This window comes from Culicoidibacter larvae (assembly GCF_005771635.1).
Lineage (GTDB): Bacteria > Bacillota_I > Bacilli_A > Culicoidibacterales > Culicoidibacteraceae > Culicoidibacter > Culicoidibacter larvae.
Genome location: NZ_VBWP01000005.1, coordinates 1 through 14,986 on the forward strand (window position 1 = coordinate 1; position 14,986 = coordinate 14,986).

Consider the following 14,986-nt stretch of genomic DNA (forward strand, 5'->3'; position numbering starts at 1 on the left):
TTGTATACTTGTTTTGGGACATAAATTTTCTTCCTTTCGATATTGTGAAATTTGTCCAAGTTTCGTGGGGCTGACCATAATTAGTCATCCCTTTACCGTGTCTATATTATATCACGGCTATTTATGCATACCTATTCCCATGCTCTGTTATTGTGAGATAGTTTGGGTATGCTTCACTGCTTTGCTGTTGATATCATATGTGTAGAAGCGGTATTCTTGACCACTTGCACCACCATCTGCTAAAATCGTACCAAGCATTTTCACTTGCTTTCCTTCTATTCGTATTTGATATATGTCTGCATAATCTGCATAATCATTATTTTCACGATTATTTATCTCGGTAGTTTCTAGTCGATTCCATTCCTTATCCCACGTTACAATCTTATAAATCATATCTTCAATTACAACTGCATAATAATTATTATTATAAAACTCAATATTACTTACAACTGCAGTTTTATCTTGAAAACTAACACCAATAGGATCTATAGAATCAGCAACTTTGTAAATATCCTTAAATAATCTCACATAAACATCCTTATCATCTTTGAAAAGTGTTATAATTGGCGCTGGAAATCCGCGTCCAGGAATATCACCTACTTTACCAATTTCATCAATCTTTTTAGCAGAAATTGAATATCGATAAAGAACTAGCGGTGTATATGCATCCACCGTGTTACGGTGTTGCATTACAAGCATATAATAATAGTCTCCTTGCTTAATGGTTGCATTCAAACTACCACCAGCAATTAATATATATGGCGAATTATTATAGTCCTTCAATTCAATACTAAAACTTTCAGCATCCTTGTCAATTACTAACAAATTTCCAATCACATCAGCATCAATTCGTTGAGTAAAATTTCCTAACCCAAGCTCTAATCTGTTATTGAGTTCATCACGGTCAAACTTATATACATAACCATTAGATTCACTATTAATATAATCGCCATTTTTAACATTATCAATTTCATCATAAGTTGTCTCATGAATACCGAGCAACGAACTAATATTGTTATCGTAATCCCAGTTAGTAATAAAAAAATCATTATCTACATAACTGCTGCCGGCCACGCGCTCAAACAAAATTGAAGCGTCATCCAACTCAGATCCGGTATTATTAGCGGTCGTTTCACTCACCGGCTCTTGCGGCTGTGAACATCCAGTCAGCACCAGCACCGCAACAATTGCACCCAAAAACAATCGTTTCATATTCTTTCCTCTTTTCACAAATTCTTCTTAACTTAATAGTACCCCATATTCATTGCGATTTCCACAAAAAAATCAACTAAAAAAGCTACCGGCTTAAGCCGGTAGCTTTTTCTAAATTTTATCCTCAAAAAATAACAGTGCCCGGTCCAAAGTTCCGGTTGCATACGCAAGAAACATGCCATAATTAATCATTGGCGTTTCATACTCACGCGCAGTTTCAACCCGGCTTTGAATGGTTTGGCGATTGGTCATACAACCACCGCAATGAATCAGCAGATCGTAGTCATCCATCCGTTCAACAAAATCATTGCCCATATAAAAATCAATGCTTATATTCTCACCAAACTTTTTCTTCAAAAAGTTTGGGATTTTAAAGCGGCCGATATCTTCGTGAGTAAAGTTATGTGAACAAGACTCAATGATGGCAACCCGCGGATTTGTTAAAGTATCCAAATCTTGCAGACTATTGACGAAATATTGTAAATCACCCTTTTGTCGCGCAAACAAAATTGAAAATGAAGTCAGGAAAATATCGTCAGGCACAATTGTTGCAACTTCTTTGAAAGCTTGCGAATCAGTAATTACAATATCTGGTTGCATCACTTCAATCGCCTTTGCCAGCTCGTCTACCTGCACCACTGTCGTCAGATGCCCATAATCAAGGCAATCACGCAACACTTGTACTTGCGGCAAAATCAAGCGACCTTTAGGCGCCTCGCTGTCAATCGGCGTCACCAAAATAATTATGCTGCCCGGTGGCAACAAATCACCAATCAAATGTTCTTCTTGAATATCCTGCAAACACTGAATTAAAGCGTCACGAACCATATCAGTACCAAAATTTTGTTCTGCACTAATTAGTAAAGCATCGGGAAACTTTTGGTTGAGTGCTGAGCGCTCCTCAGCACTCAACTTGTCAATTTTGTTAAAAATAAGTATCGTCTGAGCATCACTTACCGGGCTCGTAGCCGTTACTTCAGCAATCTCTGCTTCGTTAAAATTGCTGGCATCAAAAACTAAGCATACCGCATTGGCACGCTTCAGCATTTGTTTAGTTTTCTTCACTCGGGCTGCGCCAAGCTCGCTTTTGTCATTCAGCCCGGCAGTATCTATAAAAGCTACCGGCCCTAAACCGATGATTTCGACTGCTTTGACAATCGGATCAGTTGTCGTTCCGGCAACCTCAGAAACGATTGCCAGGTCTTGGCCTGACAATGCATTCATCAGTGATGATTTGCCAGCGTTCATCGGTCCAATCAGGGCGATGTGCAGGCGATTTGATAGTGGTGTTTTTTGCATATTGTTGCTTCCTTCTTATACGTATAGGTCGCGTTCACCATTTTTAAGACGCTCAATACGTGATAAAGTCATTTCCCGTACTTTCGGGTTATCGATTGTTTTTGCGTGTTCATCAATAAATTTATAGCCTTTTGCTTTAAGTTCATCATCACCGTAGTCCTGAATATACTCAAGCAATGTCATCAGTGCATTTGGTTCGCAAACATAACCGATTTTTCCGGATTTTGCTAATTGCATAAAGCGATCACCAGTCCGGCCCGAACGGTAGCAGGCAGTACAGTAACTTGGAATATAGCCACTATCTACCAAACTCTTAATGATTTCTATTGGTGAGCGTTCATCATCAACCGAGAATTGACTGATATCTTCACCGTTTTCACGCTCCTCATAGCCACCAACACCGGTTACACTTCCAGCAGAAAGCTGAGAAATACCGCAACGTAATAACTCGTCACGAATTTCTGGTGTCTCGCGAGTTGATAAAATAATACCAACATATGGCAATGCCAAGCGCAGAACAGTCACAATACGTTTAAATTGTTCATCAGTAACGATGTGCGGGTATTGTGCAAGATCCATACCTAGTGCTTTTTTCAAGCGCGGTACCGAAACTGTATGGAACCCAACACCATATACTTCTTCAAGATGAGCATTATGCTGTAACAAAGCTAACACCTCTGAACGATAATCAGCAAGACCAAATAGAACTCCGCCGCCAACATCTTCTATACCAGCTTCCATAGCGCGGTCAAAAGCAGTTAAATGATATAAATAATTGCGTTTTGGTCCGCCTTGATGATGTTCAAGGTAAGCAGTATCATCATAAGTTTCTTGGAATAAAATATATGTTCCGATTCCTTTAGATTCAAGTTTTTTATAATTTTCTACTGTCGTCGCTGCAATATTAACATTGATTCGGCGAATACTGCCATTACCTTTTTGTACTGAATAAATAGCTTCCATCGCATCAGTAATATAATCAATATCACAATTAACCGGGTCTTCCCCAGCTTCAAGTGCCAGACGTTTATGTCCCATAGACTCTAAAATTTCTACTTCACGTTTAATCTCATCCATTGATAAACGACGACGATTAAACTGGTTTTTATGGCTATAGCCGCAATAAGAACAATTATTAACACAATAATCGCTTACATATAACGGTGCAAACATAACAACCCGCCGTCCGTAAATTCGATCTTTAATTTCCCCCGCAATACGATTCATCTCCGCAATATGTCCGGCATCTTCAACTAACAACAACTGTGCAACTTCCGTTTGCGAAAGCGGCTCACTTTTTTCTGCCTTCGCTAATATTGCTGCTAACGTTGCATCATCAGCTTTTTGCGCTGCCAATGCCTCACTAATAATGTCATGATCGATAAATGATTTCAAAATAAGCACCTTCATTCTACTACTTGAATTAACTAAGCTGTAATTAATCCATAATAGTACTATTATAACGCAAACCTCGACATATCTCAATATTGCGCAATTGTAAATAAACACCTGAAAAAGCCCGATGTTACAAGCTTTCTCGTCATTGGTAAAAATTTATTTGTTACAAATTTATTTATTTAAAAAGGAAAAAAGGCTTGGCCGAATGCGGCCAAGCCTTTTCATTATTTTCTTCGACGACGTTTAACGCCAACTATGATACCACCAATAATAACCAATCCAGCGCCAATTCCGGTAACTTCAATTAAGTTTTGCCCGGTGCTTGGTAAGCCTGAGTTATTATCAGTACTGTTATTGTCTGTTGTATCAACCGGTGGTTCCGGATTAGCGTAGACAATATATTCACCATCTGTACTCGCACTATTTCCAGATAGTATATCAGTTGCGGTAAAGGTAATTGTATAGGTTCCAACTCTTGTGTAATCAATATTGCTGCGATCGATGCTTACTACTACATTGACCGGTAATGCCCGTGCATTCCGTTGGTTTGGATAAACCAGTTCAACATTCACTCCATAAGCATCAATTAATTCTTGGTCAGTTGGAATTACATTTACCAGATATTGTACTGCAGTTGTATCTAAGGTAATGAATACATCAGCTGCCTGTACTGTCACTTCAACCGTAATCTGCGTGCCTTTGCTGGTCGCAAAAGTAACACTATGCGTTCCGGCTCCGGTTGGTTTCGGACTCGCTAACGTAATTGTAATCGGCTGACCGGTATTTAAATCCCACGCCTGTGCATTTGCTAAAGTAACGAAATTACTGCTAGTCACATCGCCAAGATTAATTGTAAACGGATAAGCTTTTACAAATTCTTGATTAGCTGTATCAATCACCGTATTTGGTGCGTCGGTAATTAATACCAAAACATGTACTGGGTTTGCTTGGTTGCCATCAGCATCTTCCGCATTCACCGTCACATCATACACACCGGCAACACTGCTATCAACAACCGTTTCAAAGTCGCTGGTTATTGTGCCCGGCTCATCGAGTACCGCGTTCACATCTGCTAAGAATTCAGCATCAGTTTTCACTGTATTCAGTGGATACTCAATTTGCGGATCAACGGTAATGACTGGTGGCACATCATCTTGTACTCGTACTGTAACAGTGAATGGATCCGCCACATTACCGGCAGTATCAGTTGCATTCAAGATAACCGTATATGTACCGCTAAGATTCATATCTACAGCTGTGTCGAAATCACTGGTAATTGTGCCCGGCTCATTCAATTGTGCATGAATATCAGTTAAGAACTCAGCTTCATCTTTCATATCACCGCGTACATAAATAATTGAAGCATCGGCAGTAATCACTGGTTTTGTTGTATCAATAACATGTACGGTAACAGTCACTGGTGTTGCCTGGTTACCAGATATATCCATTGCTTGTAAAGTAACGATATAGTCGCCAACCACATTTAAATCAACAACACTTGCGAAATCACTGGTTACGCCACTGCCATCATCAGTAGTCGCATTGATATCTGTTAAGAATTGCGCCTCAGTAATTGTTGCAGTCCGCTCGTAAGTATATTCACTATCAGCACTGATTACCGGCGGAATATCATCATCCACGGTAATGCGAACGGTGATTGATGTTCCTTTTGCGCTCGCAAAAGTGACATCATAGCTTCCTCCGCTCGTCGGCTTGCTGCTCGTCATAGTCACCGCAACATTGCTGCCATCGGCCAAATTCCATGCCTGCGCCTGTGCCAAGGCTACGAAATCAGCAGTTTCAACATCACTCAAATTAATAATAAATGGATATGCGGCAATCATTTCGTTATTGTTATTATCAACAACCGTATTATCACTATCGGTAATAACCACTTGCGCAGTAACAACATTCGAAGCATTACCAGCAGTATCAGCACCGCTAAGAGTAACGGTATATACGCCAACAGCATTGAAATCAACCACAGTCGCAATATTACTGCTAATCGTTCCCGGCTCATCTAATACCGCATGAATATCAGCTAAGAATTGAGCTTCACTTACCACTGTCCCTTTTTCATAAGCAATCGAACTATCCGCAGTTAATGTCGGCGCTACATCATCAACAACCGTCACATTAACAGTAATTGATGTTCCTTGTGAAGTAGCAAATGTCACCGGATATGTACCGCCGGCTGTCGGTTTCGTACTCGTCATACTCACCGCCACATTCGAGCCATCAACTAAACTCCAGCCTCTAGCCTGTGCCAGGGTCACGAAATCAGCCGCTGCTACATCAGAAAGATTAACTGTGAATGGATAAGCACGAATCATTTCATCATAACTTGGATCAATTTTAGTATTATCACCATCAGTAACAACAACCCGGACACTCACTTGATTTGAAGCATTTCCGACCGTATCCTGACCGCTTAGTGTCACCACATAAACACCGGCAGTATTCATATCGACAACACTCGCGAAATCACTACTGATTGTTCCCGACTCATTTAAGACCGCATTGACATCTACTAAGAAACCTGCTTCATCTTTAACGGTTGCTTTTGCATAGATAATCCGTGCGTCGGCTGTCAATACCGGTGGCACATCATCAACGACCGTTACTGGAACACTAATTGATGTTCCTTTTGTTGTCGCAAATGTCACCGTGTGCACGCCGCCAACTGTTGGTTTTGCACTTGTCATGGTAACTGCAACATCACTGCCATCAGCTAAACTCCACGCTTGTGCACTCGCTAAATCAACAAAGTTTGCACTCGCAACTGCTGATAAATGAATACTAAACGGATAAGCGGCAATCAGCTCTTCATTGGTTGGATTAATAATCGTATTGCTGCCATCAAGAACCGCAACCCGGACGCTCACAACATTCGAAGCATTTCCGGCACTATCTTGACCGCTAATATCAACAAAGTACACGCCAACAACATTTAAATTAACCACTGTTTCAAAGTTACTGCTAATTGTTCCTGGCTCATCCAAGGTCGCATTCACATCACTCAGGAATCCGGTATCTGCTTGAGACGTACCTAACTCATATTCAAAGCTTACATCTGCAGTCAGTACCGGTGGTACATTATCAACTACCGTTACATCAATAGTAATTGCCGTTCCTTTTGTTGTCGCAAATGTCATTGGATACGTACCACCTGTTGTCGGTTTGGTACTTGTTAAACGCACCGCAACATCACTGCCATCAACTAAGCTCCAGCCTCTGGCATTCGCTAAAGTAACGAAGTCCGCTGCGGCTACATCTGAAAGATTGATGGTAAATGGATAAGCAGCAATCATTTCCGCATTCGCTTCATCAATAACTGTATTTTCACTATCAGTCACATTCACCCGGACAATAATATCATTTGCATGATTGCCGGCAGTATCACTACCGCTTACTGTCACAAAGTAAATACCAACTGTATTTAAATCTGCTGGATCAAAATCACTGGTAATTGTTCCTGGCTCATTCAACGCCGCATGAATATCACTCAAGAATTCCGCTTCGGTTTTAGTTGTATTGACCTCATAACTCATTACCGAATCAGCTGTTAAAATTGGCGCTACATCATCAATAACCGTCACATTGACTGTTATTGATGTCCCTTTTGCAGTTTCAAACGTTACCACAAACACGCCACCGATTGCCGGCTTATTTCCTGACATCGAAACCGGAACTATTGAACCACTTTCCAAATCCCAAGCCTTAGCATCGGCAAGCGCTACAAAATCTGCTGCCGCAACTTGTGATAAGTGAATAGTAAATGGATACGCACGAATCATTTCATCATTAGTATTGTCAATAACGGTATTCTCATCATCAGTAACTAATACTCGCACGACAACACTGTTAGATGCATTATTGTCATTATCAACACCATTTAGGGTAACATTGTAAACACCAGCCGTATTCAGGTCAACAACTGTCGCAAAATCACTACTGATTGTTCCCGGTTCATCAAGAGCTGCATGCACATCTGCTAAGAACTGCGCTTCTGTTTTAGCTGTGCCCAAAGTATAGGTCACACGCTCATCAGCGCTCAAAGTTGGTGCTCCGGTATCCACAATCGTTACCGTCACCGTCACCGGAGTAGCTGCATTACCAGCCGTATCTGTCGCATTCAAAGTAACTGTGTATGTACCGCTAACATCCATATTGACCACGGTCGCAAAATCACTGGTAATCGTACCCGGCTCATTTAAAGTCGCCGCCACATCAACCAAGAATTGTGCCTCAAGTTTATTGCTGCCGCGTTCATAAGTAATCGCACTGCTTGCGGTAATAATTGGTGCCACATCATCAACTACTGTGATATCAACAGTAATCGTTGTTCCTTTTGAAGTAGCAAATATCACCGGATAAGTGCCGCCGACTGTCGGTTTCGCATTAGTCATGTTCACCGCCACATCTGAACCATCAACTAAACTCCAGCCTCTAGCCTGTGCTAAATTAACAAAATCAGCTGCTGCAACTTGCGACAAGTTAATAGTAAATGGATAAGCAGCAATCATCTCACCATTGGTTTCATCAATAATAGTATTTGAACTATCAGTGATGGTCACTCGGACTTTGACTGTATTTGAAGCGTTACCGGCAGTATCTTGGCCGCTAACCATCACAAAATATACACCAATGGTATCTAAGTTTACAACTGTTTCAAAATCACTACTGATTGTGCCCGGCTCATTTAATATGGCACTTATATCATTCAGGAACTCTGTTCCAGTTTTGGCAGTGCCAACTTCATAACTGATTACATTAGTGGCTGTTAAAATCGGTGCCACATCATCGATGACTGTTACATCAACAGTAATCTCCGTGCCTTTAGCAGTTGTAAAAGTAACTGCATGCACTCCAGACGTGGTTGGCTTAGTACCAACTAAACTAACCGGAACTGTATTACCATCAGTTAAATTCCAAGCTTTCGCATTTGCTGCCGCAACAAAATCTGTTGCTGCCAGCTGCGACTCATTCACCGTAAACGGATAAGCCGAAATCATTTCGTTGTTTGTGTTATCAATAACGGTATTTTCATCATCAGTGACAATAACCCGAACCGTCACTGTATTTGAAACATTTCCAGCAGTATCTTGGCCGCTAATGTTCACATTGTAAACACCGGCAGTATCTAACTGAACAACAGCAGCAAAGTTACTACTGATTGTACCCGGCTCATTTAATGTCGCACTCACATCAGTAAAGAATTCCGCTTCAGTTTTTGTTGTTCCCCGTTCATAGATTACTGGACTATTCGCAGTTAATACTGGTGCAGTAGTATCTTCAACAATCACACTTACTGTTACTGTATTTGAAGCATTACCAGCAGTATCCTGCCCAGAAATGGTTACGTTATAAGTACCACTCACATCTAGGTTTACTACTGAATCAAAATCGCTGGTAATCGTACCTTCTTCATCTAACATCGCATTAACATCAGTTAAGAACTCAGCTGCAGTTTTGGTAATACCTCGCTCATAAGTAATTGGACTATCAGCAGTTAAAATTGGCGCTACATCATCCAACACGGTAACATCAACTGAAATAATTGTTCCTAAATCAGTTGTATATGTCAATACGTGATCTCCGGCTGTTATTGGCTTAGTAAGAATATTGACTGCGATTTCATTACCGCTTGCCAAATTCCACGCTTTAGCATTCGCTAAAGCTACATAGTCAGCTGTTGCCACTTCAGACAGATTCATCGTAAACGGATAAGCACTAATCATTTCACCATTATTAATATGCGTATTCTGACCATCCGTAACGATAACCCGAACACTCACAATATTAGAAGCGTTATTGGCAGTATCGTAACCGTATACTGAGACAAAATAAACACCAACAGTATCTAAATCAGCTGCAGTTGCAAAATCACTGGTCATTGTGCCCGGTTCATCCAAAGCAGCATGTATATCCGCCAAAAATTCAGTTTCGCTGCGAACCGTACCAAGCTCATATCTGATTTCTTCATCAGCAGTCATTGTTGGAGAAACATCATCAATAACGGTTACATCAACCGCTATTGATGTCCCTTTAACAGTCTCGAAAGTTACTGGGAATACACCTCCTGCAGTTGGTTTAGTGCCAACCATAGTTGCAGAAACAATGCTGCCATCACTAAGATTCCAAGCCTTCACTTGTGCCAAGTGAATAAAATCGGCACCCGCTACATTAGAAAGATTAATTGTAAATGGATAAGCCTTAATTAATTCATTATTCCCATTATCGATAATCGTATTTTCACCATCAGTAACAACTACAACTACTCGCACTGGATTCGCCACATTACCAACCGTATCCTGTCCATTAATTGTAACTGCATAAACGCCAGATGTTCCTAAATCAGCAACACTATCAAAATCACTGGTAATTGTTCCCGGTTCATTTAAACTGGCAGAAACTGCACTTAAAAATTCTGCTTCAGTTTGCACGGTTCCTTTTGTATAAGTAATTGTTGCATCTGCAGTTAAAATAGGATTAATCGTATCCATAACATGAACAGTAACAAACACTGGTGCTGCCGGATTGTTTTCAGTATCGGTAGCATTTAACGTTACCGTATAGTCTCCTGCAACATTTAATTGCACAATCGTCACAAAATCACTGGTAATTGTCCCAGGTTCATTGAGTGTCGCATTGATATCAGTCAAAAATTCTGCTTCGGTTTTGCTGATTCCGCGTTCATAAGTAATTTCAGCATCAGCAGTAATGACTGGCGCCACATTATCGGTAACAACGACCTCAATAGTTATTGATGTACCTTTAGCAGTTGTATATGTAATATTGAATGTTCCTGAAGTTGTTGGTTTGGGACTACTCATCGTAACCGCAACATCACTACCGTCCGCTAAACTCCACGCTTTTGCCTGAGCCAAAGCTACAAAATCAGCGCTAGTTAATTCAGATTCCTCTACCGTAAACGGATAGGCAGCAATCATTTCATCATTATTAGTATCAATAGCAGTATTGTCATCTTTAACGACAACCTGAACGGTTACAATATTTGAAGCATTGCCAGCTGTATCAAGACCACTCATCGTTACTGTGTAAACACCTATTGTTGTCATATCAACAGCACTGTCAAAGTCACTGCTGATTGTTCCTGGTTCATCGAGTACTGCATGAACATTTGCTAAGAAAGTTGCCTCATCAACAATATCACCTTTTGTATACTGAATCATTGCATCTGCAGTAAGTACCGGTGAAGTTGTATCGACAACATAAACAATTACCGATACTGGTGTTGCTTCATTTCCAGCAAGATCTTTGGCATTTAAAATAACAGTATATTCGCCAACAGTATTCAAATTAACTGCTGTTGCAAAATCACTAGTTATCGGTGAACCATCATCAGTACTGGCATTAATATCAGATAAGAATTCAGTTTCCGTACGTGTTACACCACGTTCATAAGTAAATGAAGGATCATTATTAATAACTGGGGCAATAGTATCTTCAACAATAACTTCAACAGTAAATGGATCTGCTTGATTACCTGCTAAGTCAGTAGCATTCAAGGTAACTGTATATGTGCCGCTAACATCTAAGTCAACTATAGTATCGAAATCACTGGTGATTGTTCCAGGTTCATTTATCTCCGCACTAATATCTACTAAGAATTCTGCTTCAGTACGCACCACACCACGCTCATAAGTATATGGTGTTGTTGCCGTAATGATTGGTTTAATAGTATCCTCAACAGTCACTGTAACTATAACTGGATCCGCTGTATTACCGGCAAGGTCAGTAGCATTCAAGGTAACTGTATACACGCCAGAAACATCCAAATTTACTACCGTTGTAAAATCACTGGTAATTGTTCCCGGTTCATTTAATGTTGCATTAATATCAGATAAGAATTCTGCTTCAGAACGAGTTGTACCCCGTTCATAGCTAAAAATCCCCCGAGCATCAATTATTGGTTTAGTTGTATCTTCAATTGTCACGGTAACAGTTACCGGCGTAGCTGCATTACCAGCTGTATCGGTAGCTAAAATAGTTACCGTATAAACACCGCTAACATTCATATTTACTTTTGTTGCAAAATCGCTAGTAATCGTTCCTGGCTCATTTATTGTTGCATTCACTTCAGTAAGGAATTGCTCCTCGGTTTTTGCCGTTCCACGCTCATAAGTAATTGTGCTATCAGCACTTAACACTGGTGGCGTTGTGTCAACAACATGAACCGTTACAAGTAATGGCTCGGCAGCTCCATTTGCATTTGATGCATCAAGTTGAACCGTGTAAGTATTAACCACATCTAAGTTTACAGTAGCTGCAAAATTAGAAGTAACTATAGAACCATCATTCGTTCTGGCATTAATGTTAGTCAAGAAATCTCCCTCAGACACAACACTGCCTTTTTCATAGGTATATTCAGTATCTGCATTAATAATTGGTGTAGTTGTATTAACAATATGCACAGACACTGTTACTGGAGTAGCGACGTTACCAGAACTATCAACTGCTTGTAAAGTAACAGTGTACGTTCCATCAACATCGAAATCAACAATACTATCAAAATCACTGGTAATTGGTGAACCATCATCAGTACTTGCATTGATAGCAGTAAAGAAGTCGCTTTCGGATATTGGTGAGAACTGAGATAAAGTAATTTCTTTATTTGCAGTAATGATTGGAGCGATTGTATCTTCCACTGTTACCTGAACGGTAACCGGTGTCGCCGGATTGCCGGCGCTATCGGCACCATTAACAGTAACTGTATAAATTCCGGTGGTATTCATATTAACCTGTGAAACAAAATCACTGGTAATCGTTCCCGGTTCATTCAATGTTGCCTGTATATCCGCCAAAAACTCAGCCTCGGTTTTTGCTATTCCACGCTCGTAAGTAATTGCTGTATCAGCGGTCAAAACTGGTGGCGTAGTATCTTCTATATGAACTATAACCGTTGCCGGAACAGCTGCATTCCCTGCAGTATCAACAGCAGTTAATGTAACTATATAATTCCCGCTGACATTTAAACTCACCTGAGCAACAAAGTTGCTGCTTATTGTCCCCGGTTCATTTAATGTTGCATGTATATCAGTCAAAAACTCAGTTTCGGTTTTAATTACCCCACGCTCATAGGTAATCTCCGCATCAGCAGTAATTACCGGCGCAGTCGTATCTACTATATGAACAGTAACCGTTCTAGGCACTGCTGGAACTCCTGAAGGATTAGTTGCATTTAATGTAATCGTATAATCTCCCACTGCATTTAAATTCGCAGCAGAAATAAAATTACTGGTAATCGGGCTCCCCTCATCAGTAGAAGCATGAATATCGCTCAAGAATTGAGCTTCATCTTTAATTATACCACGCTCATAGGTAACTTCTGAATCAGCAGTAATAACTGGAGCCTCAATCGTAAAGACTTTTTCACCAGCAGCACTTTGCACACCGGTAGCCGCCCGAAGCACATAAAATCTATACGTACCTACCGGCAACTCATAACTGGCAACATCTAAAGTGATAGCACCTGTTTTTAAACTTTGCACACCACTTTTAACTATTGCACCAGAATCCACATCAATAATCCGCCATATTGCCGATACCTCAGGAGCACCAGCACTTACATCATCTTGTTTAGGACCTACTGTTACTGTTGAAGGATTGACAGTTGTTTCATCACCAAATACATTTTTCAGCTCAATTGTTGGATCAGCAATAACTCGCTGCGGATCAATTGCCGAAAAAGTTCTCTGATAACCACTAGCAGAACCCATAAAACCATAAGCCGGATCACCTGCACCATACAAATAACCATCCTCATTCAGCGCAAGGTTTCCATAATAACCCCCGGCCATTCCACGAGCATTTGTCATATTTGTTGATTTATATGTTACCGAACCCGATGAACAAATCGGATCAGCAACATTTTGGAATTTTGTTTCATTAGTGTTTCCAGAACATTTAAAACCAAGATCGTTAGCGTCATTTGTTCCTGCCGCCCATAAAGAGCCATCATTCATTTGGATGAATGATGCCGTAGTCGATCTAAACACTTGCTTAACATTACTAACGTATGGGTTTTGCGTCAATTGCCGAACCGTCGTCGATTGACTCCCTAGCCCTGACTCACCCCAAATATCATAACCAACAAAATAAAAATGTCCATCCGTTGATACATAACTAAATGCCGATTTTTTAGCATTCATACTTGAAATCGTTCCCGCTGGAACAGCACTAACAAGAGTCCATCCGCGTACATCTGCAGTTGAACCATTATTTAAACCTAACTGGTGGTACCCATTAGCACCAGTTGAATATAATTGTCCTGTTGTACTAATATAGTATGAACTTGATTGCCCATGACCAAATTCACCATTAACTGCCTGAACATCCTTTACATTGGATGCGACAATTACTGGTGTTTGAATTGTAGTAGTGCTGCTTACACCAAGCTGCCCATTATTATTACGACCGACACCCCAAAGGTTACCGTCATTATCCAAAATTAATGTCCAGGTTTCCCCTAAGGCAACCTGTTTAACATTAGAAAACACTTTAGTAAATGTTCGCTGCGTTGTCGTATTTCCCTTACCAAGTTGATAATAGTCATTACGACCGGTCATATATAAATCACCATTAGCAGTTATCAATGCACTGGTATGTTCACCAGAAACCACATCAACAATTGTATCCGGAATAAAAGATGTATCAATCGTAACAAACTTGTTCTGCCGAGTGACATTTCCGGTTCCTAACTGCCCATACTGATTATATCCGGAAACCATAACTGTACCATTGGTTCTAAGACCAATAGCATTCAAATCTCCAGAAGCTATTTTAGTGAATGGTCCGACACCATCAACATGTGTTGCAGCAACGCTAATCGCATTACTATCAATAATTGCAACTGCGGTTGTCAAACTTATGATGCTTAAAAGCACCACCATCATAATCTTTTTTAATCTCATTAGTATAAATCCCCCGTTCATATACTTAACAATCAGCAAATATTATATCATTAAATATATCTTCCTAATAATTTTTACAGCAAAAACCATAACCGTCACACAATTTCTGCCGAAGTAGTGAATACTTATAAATAAATAAT

General features: G+C 40.3%; 4 protein-coding genes. All 4 read right to left on the minus strand.

Annotated features, from left to right (window positions below; translation table 11 throughout):
* Positions 1-147 precede the first annotated feature (147 nt).
* A complete protein-coding gene (locus FEZ08_RS06485; protein ID WP_138190910.1) occupies positions 148-1,212 on the minus strand; it encodes a membrane lipoprotein lipid attachment site-containing protein in 1,065 nt (354 codons plus the stop codon).
* Positions 1,213-1,323: 111 nt separating this feature from the next.
* Entirely contained in the window at positions 1,324-2,511 is a 1,188-nt protein-coding gene (hydF, locus tag FEZ08_RS06490) for a [FeFe] hydrogenase H-cluster maturation GTPase HydF (RefSeq protein ID WP_138190911.1), read from the minus strand.
* A gap of 15 nt (positions 2,512-2,526) precedes the next feature.
* The gene (hydG, locus tag FEZ08_RS06495) at positions 2,527-3,906 is read right to left on the minus strand and encodes a [FeFe] hydrogenase H-cluster radical SAM maturase HydG (RefSeq protein WP_199288045.1); all 1,380 of its coding nucleotides are present in this window, start codon (positions 3,904-3,906) and stop codon (positions 2,527-2,529) included.
* A gap of 227 nt (positions 3,907-4,133) precedes the next feature.
* Complete coding sequence (locus FEZ08_RS06500; RefSeq protein ID WP_138190913.1) at positions 4,134-14,846, minus strand: LapB repeat-containing protein; 10,713 nt, start codon at positions 14,844-14,846, stop codon at positions 4,134-4,136.
* Between the last annotated feature and the right edge of the window lie 140 nt (positions 14,847-14,986).

Excerpts from the sequence above, each read along its gene's own strand:
- hydF (WP_138190911.1), bottom strand. The coding sequence starts at position 2,511 with ATGCAAAAAACACCACTATCAAATCGCCTGCACATCGCCCTGATTGGA.
- FEZ08_RS06500 (WP_138190913.1), bottom strand. The coding sequence starts at position 14,846 with ATGAGATTAAAAAAGATTATGATGGTGGTGCTTTTAAGCATCATAAGT.
- FEZ08_RS06485 (WP_138190910.1), bottom strand. The coding sequence starts at position 1,212 with ATGAAACGATTGTTTTTGGGTGCAATTGTTGCGGTGCTGGTGCTGACT.